The 19,552-nt window shown below is 35.8% G+C and carries 20 protein-coding genes and 1 tRNA gene; 16 read left to right on the top strand and 5 right to left on the bottom strand.

Annotation, left to right across the window (positions count from 1 at the left end; genetic code table 11):
- The first annotated feature begins 174 nt into the window (after positions 1 to 174).
- The gene (gene ubiG, locus ABWU32_RS04840; protein WP_015589098.1) at positions 175 to 1,350 is read left to right on the top strand and encodes a bifunctional 2-polyprenyl-6-hydroxyphenol methylase/3-demethylubiquinol 3-O-methyltransferase UbiG; all 1,176 of its coding nucleotides are present in this window, start codon (positions 175 to 177) and stop codon (positions 1,348 to 1,350) included.
- Between the two features lie 11 nt (positions 1,351 to 1,361).
- Here the strand turns inward: ubiG and ABWU32_RS04835 are convergent, their stop codons facing one another.
- The gene (locus ABWU32_RS04835; RefSeq protein WP_233395601.1) at positions 1,362 to 1,784 is read right to left on the bottom strand and encodes a TrbC/VirB2 family protein; all 423 of its coding nucleotides are present in this window, start codon (positions 1,782 to 1,784) and stop codon (positions 1,362 to 1,364) included.
- A gap of 157 nt (positions 1,785 to 1,941) precedes the next feature.
- On the opposite strand from ABWU32_RS04835, the gene metG reads away from it, so the two are divergent.
- The gene (gene metG, locus ABWU32_RS04830; protein ID WP_353278426.1) at positions 1,942 to 3,579 is read left to right on the top strand and encodes a methionine--tRNA ligase; all 1,638 of its coding nucleotides are present in this window, start codon (positions 1,942 to 1,944) and stop codon (positions 3,577 to 3,579) included.
- Positions 3,580 to 3,652: 73 nt separating this feature from the next.
- Here the strand turns inward: metG and ABWU32_RS04825 are convergent, their stop codons facing one another.
- On the bottom strand, positions 3,653 to 5,104 hold the full coding sequence (locus ABWU32_RS04825) for a hypothetical protein (protein ID WP_353278424.1): 1,452 nt from the start codon (positions 5,102 to 5,104) through the stop codon (positions 3,653 to 3,655).
- A gap of 117 nt (positions 5,105 to 5,221) precedes the next feature.
- A complete protein-coding gene (locus ABWU32_RS04820; protein WP_141456959.1) occupies positions 5,222 to 6,673 on the bottom strand; it encodes a replicative DNA helicase in 1,452 nt (483 codons plus the stop codon).
- Positions 6,674 to 6,787: 114 nt separating this feature from the next.
- Between ABWU32_RS04820 and ABWU32_RS04815 the strand changes: the two genes are divergently transcribed.
- The 4 genes from ABWU32_RS04815 to radC all read left to right on the top strand — a co-directional run bounded on the left by ABWU32_RS04815 (position 6,788) and on the right by radC (position 8,513).
- Positions 6,788 to 6,870: transfer RNA gene (locus ABWU32_RS04815), tRNA-Leu, on the top strand.
- 24 nt (positions 6,871 to 6,894) lie between these two features.
- Positions 6,895 to 7,491 (top strand): RDD family protein, encoded by a 597-nt coding sequence (locus ABWU32_RS04810; RefSeq protein WP_174516777.1) that lies wholly within the window; start codon positions 6,895 to 6,897, stop codon positions 7,489 to 7,491.
- A 178-nt stretch (positions 7,492 to 7,669) separates the two neighbouring features.
- Positions 7,670 to 7,864, top strand: coding sequence for a hypothetical protein (locus tag ABWU32_RS04805; RefSeq protein WP_155968352.1), 195 nt, complete (start codon positions 7,670 to 7,672; stop codon positions 7,862 to 7,864).
- Positions 7,839 to 8,513: a RadC family protein gene (gene radC / locus ABWU32_RS04800; RefSeq protein WP_197907349.1), complete on the top strand. Its 675-nt coding sequence runs from the start codon at positions 7,839 to 7,841 to the stop codon at positions 8,511 to 8,513. Before ABWU32_RS04805 ends, radC begins: the two co-directional genes overlap by 26 nt.
- A 171-nt stretch (positions 8,514 to 8,684) precedes the next feature.
- On the opposite strand, the gene ABWU32_RS04790 is transcribed toward radC, so the two are convergent.
- Positions 8,685 to 8,807: a hypothetical protein gene (locus ABWU32_RS04790; RefSeq protein ID WP_255324787.1), complete on the bottom strand. Its 123-nt coding sequence runs from the start codon at positions 8,805 to 8,807 to the stop codon at positions 8,685 to 8,687.
- A 112-nt stretch (positions 8,808 to 8,919) separates the two neighbouring features.
- The gene (locus tag ABWU32_RS04785) at positions 8,920 to 12,180 is read right to left on the bottom strand and encodes a UvrD-helicase domain-containing protein (protein WP_141456955.1); all 3,261 of its coding nucleotides are present in this window, start codon (positions 12,178 to 12,180) and stop codon (positions 8,920 to 8,922) included.
- A gap of 81 nt (positions 12,181 to 12,261) precedes the next feature.
- Here ABWU32_RS04785 and ABWU32_RS04780 point away from each other — a divergent pair, with 81 nt between their 5' ends.
- The 10 genes from ABWU32_RS04780 (at position 12,262) to ABWU32_RS04735 (ending at position 19,550) form a co-directional block, all read left to right on the top strand.
- Positions 12,262 to 13,128 (top strand): 4-(cytidine 5'-diphospho)-2-C-methyl-D-erythritol kinase, encoded by an 867-nt coding sequence (locus tag ABWU32_RS04780; protein WP_015589090.1) that lies wholly within the window; start codon positions 12,262 to 12,264, stop codon positions 13,126 to 13,128.
- 3 nt (positions 13,129 to 13,131) lie between these two features.
- Entirely contained in the window at positions 13,132 to 13,488 is a 357-nt protein-coding gene (locus ABWU32_RS04775; protein WP_015589089.1) for an Mth938-like domain-containing protein, read from the top strand.
- Position 13,489: 1 nt separating this feature from the next.
- Complete coding sequence (locus tag ABWU32_RS04770; protein ID WP_010962536.1) at positions 13,490 to 14,290, top strand: metal ABC transporter permease; 801 nt, start codon at positions 13,490 to 13,492, stop codon at positions 14,288 to 14,290.
- A gap of 131 nt (positions 14,291 to 14,421) precedes the next feature.
- A complete protein-coding gene (locus ABWU32_RS04765; RefSeq protein WP_010082539.1) occupies positions 14,422 to 14,601 on the top strand; it encodes a hypothetical protein in 180 nt (59 codons plus the stop codon).
- A gap of 5 nt (positions 14,602 to 14,606) precedes the next feature.
- Positions 14,607 to 15,599 (top strand): DNA polymerase III subunit delta, encoded by a 993-nt coding sequence (gene holA, locus ABWU32_RS04760; RefSeq protein WP_015589088.1) that lies wholly within the window; start codon positions 14,607 to 14,609, stop codon positions 15,597 to 15,599.
- A 169-nt stretch (positions 15,600 to 15,768) separates the two neighbouring features.
- On the top strand, positions 15,769 to 16,803 hold the full coding sequence (locus tag ABWU32_RS04755) for a Fic family protein (RefSeq protein WP_353278420.1): 1,035 nt from the start codon (positions 15,769 to 15,771) through the stop codon (positions 16,801 to 16,803).
- Between the two features lie 406 nt (positions 16,804 to 17,209).
- The gene (gene dapB / locus ABWU32_RS04750; protein WP_010962542.1) at positions 17,210 to 17,995 is read left to right on the top strand and encodes a 4-hydroxy-tetrahydrodipicolinate reductase; all 786 of its coding nucleotides are present in this window, start codon (positions 17,210 to 17,212) and stop codon (positions 17,993 to 17,995) included.
- A complete protein-coding gene (pstB, locus tag ABWU32_RS04745) occupies positions 17,992 to 18,750 on the top strand; it encodes a phosphate ABC transporter ATP-binding protein PstB (protein ID WP_006280935.1) in 759 nt (252 codons plus the stop codon). The genes dapB and pstB overlap by 4 nt, the downstream gene beginning before the upstream one ends.
- A gap of 78 nt (positions 18,751 to 18,828) precedes the next feature.
- Positions 18,829 to 19,083 (top strand): transposase, encoded by a 255-nt coding sequence (locus tag ABWU32_RS04740; RefSeq protein ID WP_353278418.1) that lies wholly within the window; start codon positions 18,829 to 18,831, stop codon positions 19,081 to 19,083.
- A 32-nt stretch (positions 19,084 to 19,115) separates the two neighbouring features.
- A complete protein-coding gene (locus ABWU32_RS04735) occupies positions 19,116 to 19,550 on the top strand; it encodes an IS3 family transposase (protein WP_151808064.1) in 435 nt (144 codons plus the stop codon).
- Positions 19,551 to 19,552 lie beyond the last annotated feature (2 nt).

Here is a 19,552-nt window from a genome sequence, read left to right as displayed (position 1 = left end):
GACACCCTTCCTGGCGGAGATTATTCTCAAATCACAATGTTCGTACAGTTGTGGAATGAATTGCGGTATGACGTAGGAAAACCTTAGCTATAGCTTTAGAACTCCCAAAAGGTCAGAAGCATTGAATGACTTGACAGAAAGTTCAAACCCATATAAAATGTCCTTATTTCTTATATGTTAGGTATAGTATCAATTGCCTCAGATCATGCTGGTTATGAATTAAAATCAGAAATAAAACCTTACCTGGAAGCCCTAGGTTACAGAGTAGTAGATCAAGGCTGCACTGCTAAGCAAAAGTGTGTAGATTACCCAAACTATGCTGTTAAAGTTGTAGAAGATATAACAAGCAAAAAAGCAAATTATGGGATATTAATTTGTGGTACAGGTTTGGGCATGAGTACTGTGGCAAATCGTTTTGAAGGAATCTACGCTGCTTTATGTAACAGTGTTGAGATCGCAAAATTAGCTCGCGAGCATGGCAACGCAAATGTACTGTGTCTTGGTGCAGGGTTTACTGCGAGTGGATTAGCAAAAGACATAGTCAAACAATTCCTCGAAACAGAATTTTCAAAAGAAAGCAGACATAAAAAACGCCTTGATAAACTCAGCAATATAACCTCTAAGAAAAAAAAAACAAAAACTTATAACGAAGATGAAATATCAAAATTCGCTAAAATGGCAGGCCAGTGGTGGGATGAGAACGGCAAATTCAAACCATTGCACATGATGAATCCTGTTAGAGTATCTTACATTATTGAGAAAATAAAAGAGTTAAAAAAATGCAATTTAAAAGAATTATCATTGCTTGATGTCGGGTGTGGTGGTGGCATTTTGTCAGAGTCAATGGCACGCGTTGGCATTAACGTTGTGGGAATAGATGTATGTGAAGAAAACATAAAAGTAGCGCATTCACATGCAAAAAAAGTAGGGTTAAATATAGAATATATACACACCAGCATTGAAGAGCTAAGCAATGACAAGAAGTACGACGTGGTTCTGTTGATGGAAGTAGTTGAACATGTGGATAATTTAGAGCTTTTCATGAAAAAAGCGATAGAACTGCTAAAACCGGAGGGGTTAATCTTTATATCCACAATAAATAGAACTATCAAATCCTTCTGCCTTGCAATAATTGGTGCAGAGTACATATTAAATTGGCTGCCAAAAGGTACACATAACTGGAATAAATTTCTCAAGCCGTCAGAAATTGCAAATCACTTAAGAGAAAATAATGTAACGCTGCAAAACATGGCTGGCATGGAGTACAACGTAATAAAGCGTGAGTGGAATCTAACTAAAGGCGTGGATGTTAATTATATACTCTGCGGTTTGTTAGATTTAACTCTATAAAAGCACCATTTTCACTTCCAATACTTTGAAGGATCTTGGCCAGCTTTTATACAGTAGCCTTTATTAGTTAGCGCCCAACCGGAACGACAAGCATAACCTGTACCTACACGTTCATATCCAGGAGCAGCAACACACTTTCCATTCTCCAAGGTTTGACCTTTAAAAAGACAACAAACTTCTTTTTCTGTTACCTTTGTTACAATTTGAGGAGCACCAAAAAACACAGCAACAAACATACCCAGTGCGAAAAGTGCAGGCCAAGGCATTCTGCCAAATATTGCAAGTAAGCTTGAACCAATTATTACCACTGTAATCATTGGTCCACCTATTCCATGAACGTAACCTATTACATTACACATTACATCTGTTGCTCCATCAGCGTGTGCATCAAATGCATAGAAAACTATAAATAGAATTACAAGAAAATTTCTCATTGTTCTTTCAATAATCATGCCTGATTGTTTCTTATTTTAATAAAATTTCAGTAAATAGCTTTTTTCAAAAATTATGCTTAACCCAATCAATATTTATTTATTACTGCCTTTTTAATACTATAATTAACTCAGTTGATTTTTATCAAAATGCTAAACCATGGAACAATTCGAGAACTTTTACATCACCACGCCAGTATATTACGTAAACGATAAGCCGCATATTGGTCATGCATACACTTCTCTCTTGTGTGACGTGGTGGCAAGGTTCATGAAACTAGCTGGGAAAAATGTCAAATTTACCACCGGTACAGATGAACATGGACAAAAAATAGAAAAAGCAGCTAAAGCAAAGGAAATGCAGCCAAAAGAATTTACAGATGATGTGAGCGTTTCATTTAAAGAATTGGCTAAGTTCATGAATTTTGAGTATGACGATTTTATTCGCACTACGGAGGAACGTCACAAAAAAGCAGTTATAGCTTTATGGAATAGACTTGAAGAGAGAGGGCAAATATATTTGGATTCCTATTCGGGTTGGTATTCAGTTCGTGATGAAGCATTTTATCAGGAATCAGAGCTGATAGATGGCAAAGCACCAACAGGCGCAGAAGTTCAGTGGATAAAAGAAGAGAGCTACTTTTTTCGCTTGTCAAACTGGCAAGACAAATTACTGGAACTCTATAAAAATCAGCCAAGTTTTATCTTTCCTGAGAGCAGAAGAAATGAAGTGATATCGTTTGTAAGATCAGGGCTCATTGACCTCTCAATCTCTCGCACTAGTTTTAACTGGGGAATAAAAGTACCAGGTAATGACAAACACGTAATCTATGTCTGGATAGATGCATTAACCAATTATCTTACATCAATAGGTTTACCTAGTACTGAAGGTGAGGAATATAAGAGGTTTTGGGCAGAACCAGAAACACAGATTCCAGTGTCAAGCAGTGGAATGACACCAAACCAAGGGAAAACGCAGATTCCAGTGTCAAGCGCTGCAAACCTAGCTGACAACTCTTTCAACGTTCATGTAATCGGTAAAGACATATTGCGCTTTCATGCTGTATATTGGCCAGCGATTCTCCTTGCAGCAGACCTACCACTGCCAAAACAAATTGCAGTTCATGGTTGGTGGTTGAACGAGGGAGAGAAAATATCCAAGTCCCTTGGTAATGTCATAGATCCAATTGGCCTCGCTCAAGAGTTTGGTGTTGATCAGCTACGCTATTTTCTCCTCAGGGAAGCAAGCTTCGGCCAAGATGGCAACTTTAGTAAGAAAAATATGATCAGCCGGATAAATTCAGAACTGGCAAACAACATAGGCAATTTAGTGCAAAGAACAATTTCATTTTTACACAAGCAATGTTCTGGAATTGTACCAACAATCGATCAAAGCCTACTTAAAGGTGAAGAAAGTCTTCCAGGTTGCAAAGCTATACTCGATCAAGTGATGAATCACCTATCAAAGTATGAATTTAACCATATCATACTTCTAATCATCAACATCTCTTCTGAAGCAAATGCCTACATAGACAAAAGTGCACCCTGGACACTAAGCAAAACTGACAGAGAGCGCATGAATTTAGTAATTTACAAGTTACTGGAATATATCAGGATAATAGGCATTTTATTGCAGCCAATCGTTCCCAAGTCAGCAGAGATGATACTAAATCAACTGCAAATTCCGAAAGAACAACGAGATTTAAAATCTTTGTGCGACGCGTGCGTAAGTTCAGGCATAACATTGCCTAAACCTACGCCGGTTTTTTTGAGGGTTGATGCTAAAGAGGAGAAATAGTGTAAAAACTATTTCTCCTGGATGGGATTATCTTTAGTTAACGACGGTGCACACCGCTGTCTACATATTCAAGTTAGGTGGCAAGTGCCTTAGTTACTTTAGCACAATATGGTTTAGTAACATCAGCACCTATCACTACTACTTCAGTCATTGCCGACTTAACCTTTCCTAGGCTCCATGCAAACCAGCCTTGACCATTTTCTTCTTTAGTTGGCTGACTTTCTGGGCTAGAAATCTCAGTACCTTTTTCATCACCAGATTCTGCATCATAAAATACATCCTGATCCTCAGAAAGACTCATTAAATAACTTTTAGCAGCATCAACATTTAAATGATCAGGTTGCTTAGGAACGTTATCAATATTCATCTGATTTTCCTGGCTAGGAGTCTCAGTTTTTAAATTTTCTTGTGTAGCCACATTCTTTTTTTCATCAGTTTGCTCTCTTAAAAATTGCCTTACCATCTTCTGTTTTTCTCTAAACAAAAAATCAAATAATATTGGAGAAAGCTCTAGCTTTGCCCCCTCTGGAATAACAATACCATTACCTTGAGATTCACTTGAAAGTTGACTAGCACCACTTGCTTGATCTGCCTTATTACCAAACATCAAGTTTTTAACACTATTCCAGTATGGTGAAAATTTTTCTGAGACCCATGAAAATTCTATTTTAGTTGATGGCATAGTATCATAAACATTTTTTAATTTATTTCCAACACTACTAATTGTCCCTTTTGCTGACTCAATTGATGTATCACAAGTGTTTTTCAAGCTGCTTCCAAAGCTATTAAGTGCACTTTTTACTGGTTCAAATGACGTACCATAAACATCTTTTAAGCCATCTTTAACAATACGAGTTACACGACCACTAATAAATGCTTCTTTTGTAGAAGTAAATGCTTTTTCAGATGCTGTTTTGATATCCTTTGCAAACTCAGCTGATGGCATAGTATCATAAATATTTTTTAATTTATTTCCAACACTATTAAATTTCCCTTTTGCTTGTGAAATAATGGCTTGCTCTTGAGTTTGTACTTCGAAATCTCTCTTAGTAAGCTGCTGGTTTATGCTATCAAATTCTACCGCATTACCTGCCTGAGAAGCATTAATCCTTCTGGTTGCAGCCAACTCATTTTTCATTCTAAAAATCTCCCGATCTTTCTCAGAAATAGTTTTATCTTTATCTTCTATCTCTTTTGCTTGATTAGCCAGTTGAGTATTTTTTTCGGATATTTCTTTTACTTTCTCAGAAATTATTTTACCTTTAGCTTCTACTTTACTTTTTTCATCAGAAAGCTGAGCTTCCTTCTCAGAAATAGTTTTGTTCTTACTAACTGCTGCATACGAAAGTGCAATAGCTACAGCAGAAAATACAGTACCACCAATAATAAATGGAAGGCCAACACTTAATGCTGCAACTGGAGCTAAGAAACCAATATAAGGAGCTGCAGCAAACACTCCAGATGCTAATAAAGTTAAAGCAGCCAGAGTTCCAGCTATATAATAGGGTACATTGTTTTTATTCATCATCTCACGTATTATAAAATATAATACCATATATAAAAGGATTTTTAAGAAATTGTCAAGCTATCTTTACATAAAAAAATAATCAATGAACTTGGGAACAAGAAGATTGCTGCCAAGCTATGAACTATGCCTTTCCGTGTAATCTTTGAATGCACCTCTGTTAGAGTCAAAATATAGCTTCACACTGCCAATTGGTCCATTTCTCTGCTTTGCAATAATGAGCTCTGCAATGTTTCTAATTTTTTCCATTTTCTCTTGCCATTCCCGATGTTTATTGTTTCCTTCATTTGGCTGTTTTCTTAGTTCATAATACTCTTCTCTATAGAGAAACATTACTATATCTGCGTCTTGCTCTATGCTCCCTGAATCACGTAAATCAGAAAGTTGTGGTTTTTTATCATCCCTCTGCTCAACAGAACGAGAGAGCTGAGATAGTGCAACAATGGGAATATTTAGCTCCTTTGCAATTGCTTTCAAACCCTGCGTCACTTCCGAGATTTCTTGCACTCTATTTTCATTACTCCTTTTTGTTGTTCCTCTGATTAGCTGCAAATAATCAATGAATACCACTTCTACATTATATAATTGATACAGCAAGCGTATTCTGGTGCGAAGGGCACTAATTGATAGCGCAGGGGTGTCATCTATGATGAAAGGCAGTTCAGATAATTCTGTACTAGTATTGATAAATTCATGCAATTCAAAATCACTAATTCTCCCGGTTAATGCCTTATAATAACTAATCCCTGAATCTATAGTGATCAGCCTTGCAGTTAATTGCTCTGCTGACATTTCAAGTGAGAAAAACGCTACATGGTGTTGTTTATCTGCTCTTTTTTGCAACATCTTACAAGCATTAAGTGCAATGTTTAGCGCCAATGCTGTTTTACCCATAGAAGGCCTTGCAGCTAAAATTAATAAATCAGATTTTTGTAGACCACCAAGAAGCTGATTTAGATCTTGAAGTCCGGTTGTAACGCCTAGCGCTTCTGGATTATTTTTCAGTGTGCTGATCTTCTCAACTACATCTTTAATTGAACTTGCAAGTTTTATATATGTTTTCTCACCTTGTTTTTTTACTGCCAAATTGAACAATTTTGTCATTGCTTGTTCAATTTGCGCCTGTGCAGGATTTTCAATATCGTAGTTGTAGCTATCACCAACTATTTCTTGCCCGAGCTTAATTAAACATCTCCTTAAGTAAGTATCACGGATTATTCTAGTCAAACTATAAATATCAAGTGCAATACTTGCCTTCGCTGCAAGCTTTGCTAAGTACTCTACCCCGCCACACTCGGTAAACGCTTGGTCGTTCTCAAAAAACATTTTGAGGCTCAGTTCATTGGCAACTATACCGTGTTTCCTGGTTTTAGATATTTGCGTAAAAATACTTTGATGCAGTGGATCATAGAAATTTTCTGCTGTAATTGTGTCTTCAACTGCATCACAGATTCTATTATCACGAATCATTGCACCAATAAGCATCTGTTCAGCTTCTAAATTATGCGGTAATTTACATATTTCCTTATCTACACTTCTTGAACTGAGGAGATTGGCTAATTCATTCATTTTAAGTTTTGAGAGTAACTGTTGATTATTGTAGAATATTTAGTCCTCATTTGAAAGATGTAAAGGCAAAAAAATTTGACTAATTCCGTGTTGCCTATAGCATTAAAACTTAATGCCCCTGTGGTGGAATGGTAGACACGGCAGACTCAAAATCTGTTGCTTGCAAAAGCATGCTGGTTCAAGTCCGGCCAGGGGCACGTTAAATATTGGAAAGTATATATATGTTACATAAATTTTTTAATCGTTTATTTTCTATTTTTTCTTCTATAAATGTTATTCAAAAGGTAAAGAAAGATGAAAATGGGATATGTTATGTAACGGGCCTCAGGCGCTATATATCAGTATTGCTTGATTTGATTATTATCGTTTTGTTCTTGCAGTTTTGCAGCCAAGCCTTAAATCAGCTCTTTATGAACTCAGAGGATAGCAAAATATTAAGTCAAATTGCTGCAAAATCCCCAATGCAAGCACCACTGTCTGCGGAAGAAAAGACAACGCAGAGTAGACTTATAAAATTACTAATCCTAAATCAAATAGTCCAGTTTATTATGCTCTTTTGCTATGTAATATATATGTGGGTAAAGTTTGCTACTACACCTGGAAAACTATTATTTGGGCTTAGAGTTGTGGATGCACAAACTTTCGAAAAGATGACCCTAAAACAAGCAACAAAGAGATTTTTTTCCTTTATATTGTCAGTTGCACCATTGTTCTTGGGCTTTTTATGGTCAAATTTCAACAAACGCTGTCAAACTTGGCACGATAAGATCGCAGCCACAGTGGTTGTCACGAGTAAAAGCCTTAGAAGGCAGAGCTAAAAACTACTTGACACCCTTCGCCAGCCCCTTTATCATGATACTGAAGGTATTCATTTATCTTCAATCTGTGCAGATTAAACGACAACAGTATTACGTATTGGCGTCTTATTTTTAATTTTTTGCACTATGTGCATGCACTGGGATGACACCTCTGGGCACTGCCGTCGTAAAGGAACCAGTGTCAGCTACTCGTATGACAAAGGAGGACAGTGTCTCAGCTACTTTCATGACACCATTTGCTGTCTTTAAAAATGAATGTTCTTACAATTGTGCGTCATGCGCTTTATTAAATATTTTACTTAAAAATCTAATTTCTTATTATACAAGAGATAAGCAATTCATTGATGATGAAAAATTACAAAAAGGGGCATAGAAAGCGCCTAAGGGAGAAAATTATTTTAGATAATGGACAATCATTACTTGATTATGAGGTTTTAGAGCACATTTTATATTCAGCATACAGTAGAATTGATGTAAAGCCGATAGCAAAGAGTTTGATAGAAAATTTTGGCAGTTTGAATAAAGTTTTTAATGCTGACCTGGAAGCGCTGCAAAACGTTGATGATGTCAGCAATGCAGCGATATCTGCCATCTTTTGTGTAAAACAAGCCTTTGTTCGTTCTGCAAGAGAAGAAATAAAAAACCTGCCTGTAATCGATAACTGGGAAAAATTGCTTGATTATTTAAGAATAAGTATAGGAAGCCTCAATAAGGAAAATTTTCGTGTCATCTATATGAATAAAAAGTATCGTCTAATAGCGGAAGACCTGCAAAATATTGGTACAGTAGATCAAACTCCTCTTTATGTCAGAGAGATCATCAAGCGCGCACTTTTGATTGGTTCAACATCCATTGTAATATCTCACAATCATCCAAGCGGAGATACACAACCTTCAAATAGCGATATATCTCTCACTAGACAACTAGCAGAAGCTTGCCAAAGTATAGGAATAGAATTAATAGACCACATTATTATTACATTCAGTAGCTATTTTAGTTTCAAGGAAAATAGGTTGTTGTGAAAGCCTTTATAGCTACAGTAACTTAGATTTACCGACAATCGTCATTCCGCTACGTGTTAGCGGCTAAGAGATACCGTGACGGGATGACGTAGGGGTTGCCGAGAACTTGTCATTCCAGTGCTTGACACTGGAATCCAGTTTTCTTTACAAATTCACCAAAAGTGCTTCATTCTATAACGCAAAACCCATACTCACCAAACCCAATGCATTACTTGCAATTAAGTTTCCTGGATCCAAGTAGTCAGGGCACTGGGATGACACCGTCATAAAGGAACCAGTGTCAGCTACTTTCATGACACCCTTCTGGTAGGCCCAAATCGCAATGTTCGTACAGTTGTGGAATGAATCGCGGTATGACGGTTCGCGGTGGTATGACGTAGTAGCTATTTCTTGCAATCAAGTTTCGTTAAAAGTCAGATTGAATGGTTAAATCTTCCACCCAAATAACCACGCACTCTACTTGCTTGTTTGGATATATTTCTTGTACTAAGGTTTTATAGATTAACATCTGTTTTTTTATTTCATTTAATAAGGAAACAGAAACGTTACGGTGTGACTTGTAGTCAATTATGATTGCTTTATCTTGCGTTATGCATAGCCTATCTAGTCGTACTAATACTGGTTCGCCATCGATTATTCCACTCAGTGTAATCTCTGATTTGCCTCCTAAGTCAAACAAATAGCCATATTTTTCATTAAAGGCCAATATTTTACTGTAAATTTCATCCTTATCTTCACTGGTGTTGATGTTATCAAGGTATTTTCTGACCCAATTTTTTCTCCTTTCTTTTTCTATCTTGGGCATATACTGCAATATGCTGTGAATTATTAGGCCTCTTGCATAACCATCTGTCATCCCAGTGCTCTTTTTTTTGTCATTCAAGTAGCTAGACACTGGCTTTTTTTCTCTAGGTTCCAGCGTTACGTGCTGGAATGACATTGATAGGTTTGGCGGAAGAGAAATGACCGGAACGTCAAAGTAATCACGTTTTTTATAAATGTAAGGGTAGTTTGCGTTCACACATAGCACTTCAACTTTTTCTTTAAATATTGGCTGTAAGCATGCTTGTTTCTTTTCATATGATGTTCCATACTGAGTGATTAAATCATACCAAGAGCCCTTTTGCACTGGCTCTTTGCTTAAGATGTATAACTCATCTTCAGCACGCGTGAGTGCTACGTATAATAAACGCAAATATTCATTATAATCCTCTAGTTTTTTCTCTCTTTTTACTTGATCACAATAAGCATTGTTGTTTTTTCCACACCAAAATGGCACTTCCATTCCATCAAAGATGATACTTTCATTGCTTCTTGGCACCGTATTTGTATCAACCAAAAATACTATGGGAGCTTGAAGACCTTTTGATTTGTGAATCGTCATTATTCGCACAGCATTGCGTTCTGATTGCATATCATTCTTAATCTCCGGATTATTCTCCTTGATCCATTGAACAAACGCTTGAAGAGATGGGTTTTCAAATTGCAACACAAGGTTCATAAATTCGTCTAGAACCTCAAAGCACTCAAGACCTAGCCTTGCAGCAAATTTCTTCTTACCTGTGCGCAATATATGTGTAAATAGTGCAAGAGGAGACTCTATGCGAGATAAGTTAATGAGATAGTTTAATTCACTATAGATAACCACAGAATAATCCTGAATTCTTTCCCATAGTGAATGCTCTTTACGGTCGTATGCAATGTTAAATAAATCATCCTCGGTGAAATTAAATAGCGGTGATTTTAAAGCATTTGCAAGAGCTAAATCATTTGCCTGGAGGAGTAAAAATTCGGCCAAAGCTATTAAGTCCTGCACGGCTATATAGTCCATAATTCTAAAATAATCCCGGCCTACAACTGGCACATTTGCTTTTTTAAGTTCGCTTATTATGTAATCAACTAACACGTTTCGTTGTCGCACCAAAATCATAATGTCTCTTGGCTCTATATGGCGATCTTTAGCGACTAAAATCCGCCCTTCGTTTAACCAATTGTGAATTCTGTTAGCTATTGTTTGAGCAAGTAATCGATCTGCTATTGTATAACCTTCCTTGCATGTCAGAGGAATTTGTAAAGCTCGCTGTTCTTTCTCTTTGCGCCTTGGTAACGCTGGCCAAATTTCAATATATCCTTGGTCATTTTCTCTATGTGGAACATGTTTTATTTCATTATCATTAAAAGATATTTCTGCGCGGAAGTTATTAAATATTCTATCTACAAGCATCAAAACTTCTGGAGTTGAGCGAAATGACTTTTCAAGTTGGCATGATATCCAATCTCTACCACCAGTTTTCGTATGAAAGTATTGTTGCATATAGTTGAATAGATGGGGATTTGCTCCTTGAAATCTGTATATTGATTGTTTTACGTCACCAACTACAAATAAGGTTCGCTTTTCATCATTACCGGCAAAAAATTCATCGCAGAGATTTGTTATAATTTTCCACTGGCTGATGCTATTGTCTTGTGCCTCATCAACAAGGATGTGATCTATTTTTTGATCCAAGTTAAACAATATCCAATCTTTATAGTTTGGATTGCTGAGAAGATTTGTTGCTAAGCCAATTATATCATTGTAGTCAAGCAGTGCATTTTTTGATTTTTCGCTACTGTATAGATCAACATATACTTTAAATATACCAAGTAAGCTACTGGTTCTCTTGAATATTTGATAAGAGTTCATGTCTCTTATATGGGTAAATACTACATTCTGAACGCTCTCTATTATTTGCTCTGCATCTTTGAATTTCTCCAAAATACTTTTTGTTGCAATGGATGATATGCTCTTTTTTTCGTGCGATTCTGATTTTAGAAATACCTTGGCTAGGTTTTCTATTTTGGTGTCATTCCACTTTATTCCGGTGTCATCCGAGTAGCTGACACTGGTTCTTTTTTTCTGGATCCCAGCTGGGATGACAGTAGAATAAAGTATTTCACTATAACTCTGATCTCTTTTACTGCCTTCACTTAATATCTCGGCTAGTCTTCCCACGTGCTCAATTGTTTCACTCTGTAAGTCATGAATTCCATCTGGGGCGCTCAATTTATCTTTGATATATTTCGAATCATTTGCTGACATCGATCTTTTTACACATAAAGTATAAAGCAAATCGCGTAGTTTATTTTCATCAATTTCAGTTGCAATAAGGTTGATATCATCCTGCACAGTTTCGTTATGAAGCACTTTATTGAATATGATGGAATGTAATTCTTTACATTCACTCAGCGTGCAATTTGGAGCAATGCCAGCTTCTATGGGAAAGCTGGAAATTAATTTGTAACAGAAAGCGTGTATGGTTTGTATAGTTAGACCAAGATTTTCCAGTTCAGAGAAAAGCCTTCTTGCTCTTGTTAAATAATCTTTATTTTTTCTGGATCCCAGTGTCACGCACTGGGATGACAAGTAGGGGTACATCGGAAAGAAATCTAGTTGTTCCAGATCCATTATTAATTCACTATCTGAACATATTGCCCACTTACTGAGTATGCTGTGAATGCGATTCTCCATCTCGTTTGCTGCAGCATTGGTGAATGTTAAGCAAAGAATATTTCTTTTGTTTTCTAATAAAAGTCTCAATACTCTGTCTATTAAGATTTTTGTTTTGCCTGTACCAGCGGACGCATTTACCCACACAGAGAAATTAGGATTTATGGCATTTGATCTCATCAGAAGTGCGAGAACCTTATAAAAGTTGACTAGAATAGCATTATACATATAATGTAAAAATAGTGTTAGTGAAGATATATAATGAAAAGTTTTTGTGTAAAGGCGCCTGCAAAAATCAATCTTTTTTTGCATGTTGTAGACAAAAAAGAAACAGGGTATCACTTGATTGAAGGTTTATTTGTCTTTGCTAATCTCTCTAATTTTTTGGAAATAAAAGTAGGTGAGAAGGATTCTAGATACGATAACTCTACAGTTGAATTTATAAACTCCGAGTCTAGAATAAATAACCAGTATAACACTGTAATGAAAGCGGTTAATCTGCTGCTTAGGCATGCTCCTGTACGCACTAAAGTCACTGTAAAGGTTGTAAAAAACATACCAATTGCTGCAGGACTTGGTAGCGGATCCTCAGATGCTGGAGCTGTGGTACGTACGCTAGGGAAGCTGTGGGAGATTGATAGGACGATTTTAAATGAAATAGCCTTAAACGTTGGTGCTGATGTTCCCGCAAGCGTAGATAGCAAGCCAGTTTTTGTTAGAGGTATTGGCGAAGAATTATGCCACATTAAAAAATTCTCTTTACCTACAAATGTGGTGCTTGTGAAACCGAAAAAAAGGTTTTTGAGTACACCAGAGGTATTTTCCAAACATGAAGGAAAATTTTCTGAGCCAATTAAATGGAGCGATGACGCTGAAAAGGATTTGTTGAAGCTTCTTAAAGAGACGAGAAACGATCTTCAAGAAATAGCAATAAGCTTTGTACCTGAAATTAAGGATGTGATATCAACACTTGAGTCACAAGAAGGCTCTATACTTTCTCGCATGTCAGGCAGTGGTGTATCATGTTTTGGAATATTCGATAGTGAGGAAAATGCAAAAGCTGCTGCAGTTAATATCGGAAAAAAGCAACCAGAATGGTGGGTATGTGACACTCAATTAATAGTTTGACTTATGCCCTTAATTTCCGAGAATAAAAATCTTATAAATGGTTACAGGGAAGGAAAATTTTTGGTGAATAATAGAGAATATTGCGGCTCAATTATAATTTTTCCTGAAAAGGTGATTAAATTGAAAGAAAGTGATATAAATAGCAAGGAACATTTTAAATCTTTTTTAACAGAGGAAATAGAAATTTTGATAATAGGTACTGGTAAAACACGCAATATACTAAGTTCTTCAGTGAAGTCCTATCTTATGGAACAAAAAGGTTTAAATTTTGAATTTATGACAACAGGTTCTGCATGCAGAACCCATAACGTTTTAATATCCGAAGATAGATTTGTTGTCAGTTATCTAATAGCCATATAGCATGCTTACCCAGGACTTTTTCATCAATAGTCTAGTTGCAGTAGTTGTAATTAGCCTAGTAACAGGCGCTTTAGGATCGTTTATGATATGGCAAAGGTTATCTTATCTTGGTGATAGTTTGTCCCATTCTTCGTTGCTTGGTGTTGCACTTGCTTTAATCTTTAAGATTAGCCCATCGCTTAGCATAATGCTCATTGCAATTACATTTGCTATACTACTTTCTCTTAATTTTAACAGATTATATTCTGCTGATACGATATTGAACATTGTTACCAATGTAGTTTTATCATCGAGTTTAATACTTATGTCTTTTCTTCCATCTGGCAATAATAGTATTATTAGCTCACTGTTTGGTGATATATTAACGCTCGATCAAAGTGATATAGTATTGATTTTTTTAACCTCTGCAGTAGTTACTTTGATATTAATATTTAGATGGCGTTATTGGTTAATGATTTCAATTAATCAAGATTTAGCAGTAGTTGAAAAAATTAATGTTACCTTTGTTAGACTAGAATTTTTAATCACTCTTGCTATATTTATAGCAATTGCTGCCCAACTAATAGGAATATTACTCATTGCTGCATTTTTGCTAATACCAGCAGCATCTGCAAGGCTCATTTCGAAAACTCCAATGCAGATGATTATTGTTGCAACAGTTTTTTCTGTGATCTCTGGGATATCAGGTCTCATGTTATCTGCAAGTTTTGATTTGTTAACTGGACCTGCAATTATACTTGTTGCAGCGGTATATTTAATTATCGCTTATTTTATAAGGCTAGTATTAAGCAGGTTGGCTTAATTTTGATCTCGAATGTTAATAATTTTGTAATATACTCATTATAAAACATCACTATCTTAGCACAAAATAGTTTTTGCTATACTATTATTTATATGCTAATGATAAGTTGTTAATTTTATGGAGTAAGCAATATGAGCGAAGAAGGATTTTTTTCCAAATATATATCTCAACCTGTGAAAAAATTTTATAATTATATTACAGGAAAAACAGAAGAGTCAGATGATGTAGCAGGTGATGTGCATAATATTGCACAAGGAGACTCAGAGTCTTTGGATACTCATGTACAGTCAAATGAGAATGATATCATATAGATAGCATGAGGGTCACACCATCCAAAGTTAAAAAATTCCTAGAGAAACCTGATGCTTTACGTGGTGTGTTAATTCATGGAAGTGATAACAGTAGGGTTGATTTTTATGTACAAGAAATAATTGCTAATTTGGGTGAGTATTCAGTTCAGGTGATGGATTTTGCAATAGTGAATAAGTCACCCAGTTTACTGTTTTCTGAATTGGCAAACGTTTCGATGTTTACCAGCAAAAAATTAATTAAGCTGATAAATGTGAGTGGAGGTATATCCAAAGAGTTAAAAAACGTATTGGATTATAACGCAAGTGGTCACTATGTAATGATGGTAGCAAGTGATCTTCCATATAATTCTGCGACTAAAAGTTATATGGAGAGTTCAAAAATTTTTGGTGTGATTGCTTGCTATAAGGACAGCAACAGCAATCTTTATGACATTATATCAAGTTACTTAAAACAAAATGATATAAAATGCACAAATGAGATAATCTACCATTTGCAATCTTACTTTAATCATAGCAAGCTGCCTATATGTTCAGAACTTGAGAAGTTAGTTTTATACTTAGGGGAGAGAAAAGACCTAAAACTTACTGATATAGAATTATGCTTTTCAACTTCCGGCAACGACTATGCTACACTTGATGATTTATGTTCTGCCATAGCAAGTAAAGATATGTTGCGCTTCATTAGAATTTCTGATGCATTGGTATCGCAAGAAAATTTTTCACCGATAGCGCTAATTCGCATTATATCAAATTATTTCCTACGCCTTGAAAACGTTTTGCTGTCAGTGCAAGGTGGAATGAGTGAGCAGGCTGCGATTGATCAGCTAAGCCCTCCATTGTTTTTTAAACAATTGCAGAGTTTTAAATCTCATTTGAAAAGTTTGCAACTTTCAGAACTTAAGAAGATCTTGGAAAAATTGATAAGCTTAGAAGTTACCTGTAAAAAAACTGATTTAGATCATAAAATGATTTTTCAACATGCACTGACGGGTAGCTGACTACTCGGATCCAGCCTTTCTTATAATTTCATCAAAATGTTGTATTTTAACATAAAATAGCTGCTTTTATGCCTACCAAAATTCATTCTTTAGTGTGTGTCTCACAAGTATTCTTTGCTAATAGGATATTTTCGAATATAATTGAATATAACTAGATAAAAATACAGATATGTTTGACATTTCAAAAATTGTAATAACACCTGAAATGTTAAAATTAGTTGCTGAAATTGATGAATTTAAAGGAGCATGGCAATTGTTTGGTAATTTAGCTCCAGAACGTTTACAAATGCTCAAGAAAATTGCAACAATTGAAAGTATTGGTTCTTCTACTCGTATTGAAGGGGCAAGATTATCAGACCGTGAAGTTGAGCAATTACTATCCAAACTTGATACACGCTCATTTCGTTCTCTAGATGAACGAGAAATAGCCGGATATGCGTATGTGTGTGAAGAAGTATTTCAAAACTTTAACAAGATGCCATTTACAGAAAACACTATAAAACAGTTTCACATCTGGCTTTTACAATTTTCATATAAAGATCAAAGGCACATGGGAGAATATAAAAAATTCCCCAATCATGTTGAAGCGTTTGATGAATCTGGAAAAAGCTTGGGCATAGTTTTTGAAACAGCCTCTCCATTTGAGACAGCAACACAAATGCAAGAACTTATTTATTGGACTAGCCAGCAATTAGAGGTGAAATCGTTACACCCTCTATTAATTATTGGCATTTTTATAGTTACTTTTTTAGCTATTCATCCCTTCCAGGATGGAAATGGCAGATTATCACGCATTCTCACAACTTTCTTGTTACTAAAGTTAGGGTATATCTATGTACCTTACAGTTCCCTTGAAAGTAATAAGGAGAGTTACTACTTAGCTTTGCGTCGTACTCAACAATCCTTGAAGACGAGCAGCAATGATTTTAATCCATGGCTTATGTTCTTTTTAAGGTCACTACAAAAGCAAAAATTTTATCTTGAACAAAAGGTGTCACATGAAAAAGTGTTAAATCTCTATTTAGCACCACTTTCTGCTGAAATACTAGCACTACTCAGCAAACATGGACGTCTTACAATTAAGGATTTGGAAAATATTACTAAAGCAAACTGCAATACCTTAAAGAAGCACGTATCTAATCTCGTAAAGAGTAATCACATTACTCAGCATGGAAAAGGCAGAGCAACCTGGTATGTAATATAGAGCTCAATAGGATATGTATTCATTTTGAATTGTTAAATTATTCAGCTATAGAATATAGATCACAGCTGTACAAACATTGTAGTTTGAGCCCACTAGATCCCAGTGCCCTATTCTTGTCATCCCAGTGCCTTCTCCTGTCATCCCAGTGCCCAGACACTGGGATCCAGAAAAGTTTGCTTGTAAGCAAGCAAACTAGCATAGAAAGTGGTTACAACGTTTTCGATGAGATTGCAGAAAGGCTAGATTCCAGACTGGAATGACATCGTTCACTATGTACCATATTGCAATAGTTGTGGTCAAGGCACTGGGATCTGAAATTGCAGTGTTCGTACAGCTATAGAATATAGATCAGAAGTGACAGAGCTTAAAAAAAGGCCTAACATTCTTAATAAACGTAAAAAGCTTTATGAAAATCAGAGTTGGAGTAATAGGCTGCTTAGGCAGAATGGGCAAAAAAATACTCAATGAATTAATTACAAATACCAAAGTGGAAATAGCAGGTGCTGTTGCCCGTTCAGGTAGTAAGTACATAGATTCAGATATTGGACCAATTATAGCCAATCTAGGAATTAAAGTTACAAGTTCTATTAGTGGCATATTTGAGTCATCTGACGTTGTAATAGATTTTACAACTAAAGAATGTATGTTAGACTGCCTTAAAGCAGCTGTAAAATTTAAAACACCGCTGGTTAGTGGCACAACTGGAATAGAAGGTGTCGATTTGAAAGAATATGCTGCTGAAGTTCCAATATTATGGTCAGCAAATATGAGTGTTGGGGTTAATGTGTTGCTGAAATTGGTAAAAAAAGCTGCTGAGCTTTTAGGTAATGAATATGACGTTGAGATTTGGGAAATGCATCATAACTTAAAAAAGGATTCACCATCTGGAACAGCTATAGAACTTGGCAAAACAATTGCTAACGCTTCAAAAGTGGATTTTCAGTCCAATCAATATTTACATAGTGGTTCAAACATAAGGAAAAAGGGGGGAATAGGTTTTGCAGTATCTCGTGGAGGTGGAGTAATAGGAGATCACAGCGTGATGTTTGTTAATTCTGATGAACGGATAGAACTAAACCACAAAGCAATTGATCGCACAACATTTGCTAGAGGAGCTGTTCAAGCAGCAGTATGGCTATACGAAAATAAAAGAGAAATTCCGGGGCTCTATTCAATGCAGGATGTGATATGAGCAATACACGTGCCTCTGTTAAAGATTTAAATCTCTGGTACGGCTCTAAGCAAGTTTTATTCGATATAAATTTGAATATTTATAAAAGAAAAGTTACTACTTTTATCGGACCATCCGGGTGCGGTAAATCAACATTTTTGCGTTGTTTTAATCGTATGAATGACTATGTACCAGGTTGCAAAACTGTTGGTGAATTAGATATCGATGGGCTGGGTGATATATATTCACGCGATATGGATGTTGTACTACTTAGAGCAAAAGTTGGTATGGTATTTCAAAAGCCAAATCCTTTTCCAAAATCAATATATGATAATGTTGCTTGTGGGCCAAAATTGCATGGTATGGCGAAGGATAAGCAAAAATTGAATGAGATGGTGGAAAATAGTTTAACCAAGGTTGGTTTATGGGAAGAATTGAAGGACAGATTGCAAGATAGCGCACTCAATTTATCCGGTGGCCAACAACAGAGGCTATGCATCGCTCGCGCAATTGCAGTGAAGCCAACTATTTTATTAATGGATGAACCGTGCTCTGCTCTTGATCCAATGGCAACCAATGCAATCGAAAATCTTATACAAGAGCTGAAATTAAGATTTACTATAATTATGGTGACTCATTCAATGAAGCAAGCTAAAAAGTTATCTGATAGTGTAATTTTCTTTCATAATGGCAGAATTGTTGAGTCTGGAAGCACTCAAGAAATATTCGAAAATGCTCAATCTCCCTTAACAAAGGAGTATATCCTGGATCATTAAATTTCTGACCTTACCCAGAAAAAGTGGAGAGAAAGAAAAGAGTTTTTTCGGGTAAAATAAAATTTTGGAGGATTAGAAATGGTAAGAGAATATACGGCAGAATTCAAATTGGAAGCTGTTAAGCTGACAAATGAACAAAGAAAGGTAGGTCAACCAGTTGCAAAAGTAGCAAGAGATCTAGGAATAAGGGATAGTGTATTAGGAAAATGGATGAAGAAACACAACGAAAAAAAGTCGGCAGCAGATGCATTTCCAGGTAGAGGTAACATGGCTCCTTACGACAAAGAGAGGTTTGATTTACAAAGCAAGAGTAACAAGGGAAAGAGACATTAAAAAAAAAGCCCTGGCCAGTCAAAAAGAGTAAAATATTTTTTTATATAGTAACTGCTATAAAGTACAGGAATTATGTAGGATTTTCTGCTAGTGGCTACTATAAGTGGACCACAAGAAAAATAAGCAGTAGAGAATCAGCAAATAAAGAGTTATTAGCAGATATTCAAAAAATATATCAAGCTTCTAAATGTAGATATGGAGCTCCTAAAATTCATGCTGAATTGAAGGCTTTGGGTAAAAGTTGCAATTTGAAAACGGTGCAAAGTATTATGCAGAAAAATGACATCAGGGCTATACTGAGAAGAAAGTTTAAAATTAAAAAACAACAAACAGATAATAGAGCTGTAGCTCCCAATATACTAGATCAAAACTTTATTGTTGATCAACCAAATAAAGTATGGGATTACTTACATCAAAACCAAGGAGGGATGGCTATATTTGGCAGCAATAATTCTCACGTATGGTAGTT

Source organism: Wolbachia endosymbiont (group A) of Udea olivalis (assembly GCF_964028365.1).
GTDB classification, from domain to species: domain Bacteria; phylum Pseudomonadota; class Alphaproteobacteria; order Rickettsiales; family Anaplasmataceae; genus Wolbachia; species Wolbachia pipientis.
The sequence above is the reverse complement of the archived record's forward strand: the minus strand, read 5'-3'. Positions and strand labels throughout refer to the sequence as shown.

Coding starts and splice junctions, on each gene's coding strand:
- ubiG (WP_015589098.1), top strand. CDS start 175: ATGTTAGGTATAGTATCAATTGCCTCAGATCATGCTGGTTATGAATTA.
- ABWU32_RS04835 (WP_233395601.1), bottom strand. CDS start 1,784: ATGAGAAATTTTCTTGTAATTCTATTTATAGTTTTCTATGCATTTGAT.
- metG (WP_353278426.1), top strand. CDS start 1,942: ATGGAACAATTCGAGAACTTTTACATCACCACGCCAGTATATTACGTA.
- ABWU32_RS04825 (WP_353278424.1), bottom strand. CDS start 5,104: ATGAATAAAAACAATGTACCCTATTATATAGCTGGAACTCTGGCTGCT.
- ABWU32_RS04820 (WP_141456959.1), bottom strand. CDS start 6,673: ATGAATGAATTAGCCAATCTCCTCAGTTCAAGAAGTGTAGATAAGGAA.
- ABWU32_RS04810 (WP_174516777.1), top strand. CDS start 6,895: ATGTTACATAAATTTTTTAATCGTTTATTTTCTATTTTTTCTTCTATA.
- radC (WP_197907349.1), top strand. CDS start 7,839: ATGAAAAATTACAAAAAGGGGCATAGAAAGCGCCTAAGGGAGAAAATT.
- ABWU32_RS04790 (WP_255324787.1), bottom strand. CDS start 8,807: ATGAAAGTAGCTGACACTGGTTCCTTTATGACGGTGTCATCCCAGTGC.
- ABWU32_RS04785 (WP_141456955.1), bottom strand. CDS start 12,180: ATGAGATCAAATGCCATAAATCCTAATTTCTCTGTGTGGGTAAATGCG.
- ABWU32_RS04780 (WP_015589090.1), top strand. CDS start 12,262: ATGAAAAGTTTTTGTGTAAAGGCGCCTGCAAAAATCAATCTTTTTTTG.
- ABWU32_RS04775 (WP_015589089.1), top strand. CDS start 13,132: ATGCCCTTAATTTCCGAGAATAAAAATCTTATAAATGGTTACAGGGAA.
- ABWU32_RS04770 (WP_010962536.1), top strand. CDS start 13,490: ATGCTTACCCAGGACTTTTTCATCAATAGTCTAGTTGCAGTAGTTGTA.
- ABWU32_RS04765 (WP_010082539.1), top strand. CDS start 14,422: ATGAGCGAAGAAGGATTTTTTTCCAAATATATATCTCAACCTGTGAAA.
- holA (WP_015589088.1), top strand. CDS start 14,607: ATGAGGGTCACACCATCCAAAGTTAAAAAATTCCTAGAGAAACCTGAT.
- ABWU32_RS04755 (WP_353278420.1), top strand. CDS start 15,769: ATGTTTGACATTTCAAAAATTGTAATAACACCTGAAATGTTAAAATTA.
- dapB (WP_010962542.1), top strand. CDS start 17,210: ATGAAAATCAGAGTTGGAGTAATAGGCTGCTTAGGCAGAATGGGCAAA.
- pstB (WP_006280935.1), top strand. CDS start 17,992: ATGAGCAATACACGTGCCTCTGTTAAAGATTTAAATCTCTGGTACGGC.
- ABWU32_RS04740 (WP_353278418.1), top strand. CDS start 18,829: ATGGTAAGAGAATATACGGCAGAATTCAAATTGGAAGCTGTTAAGCTG.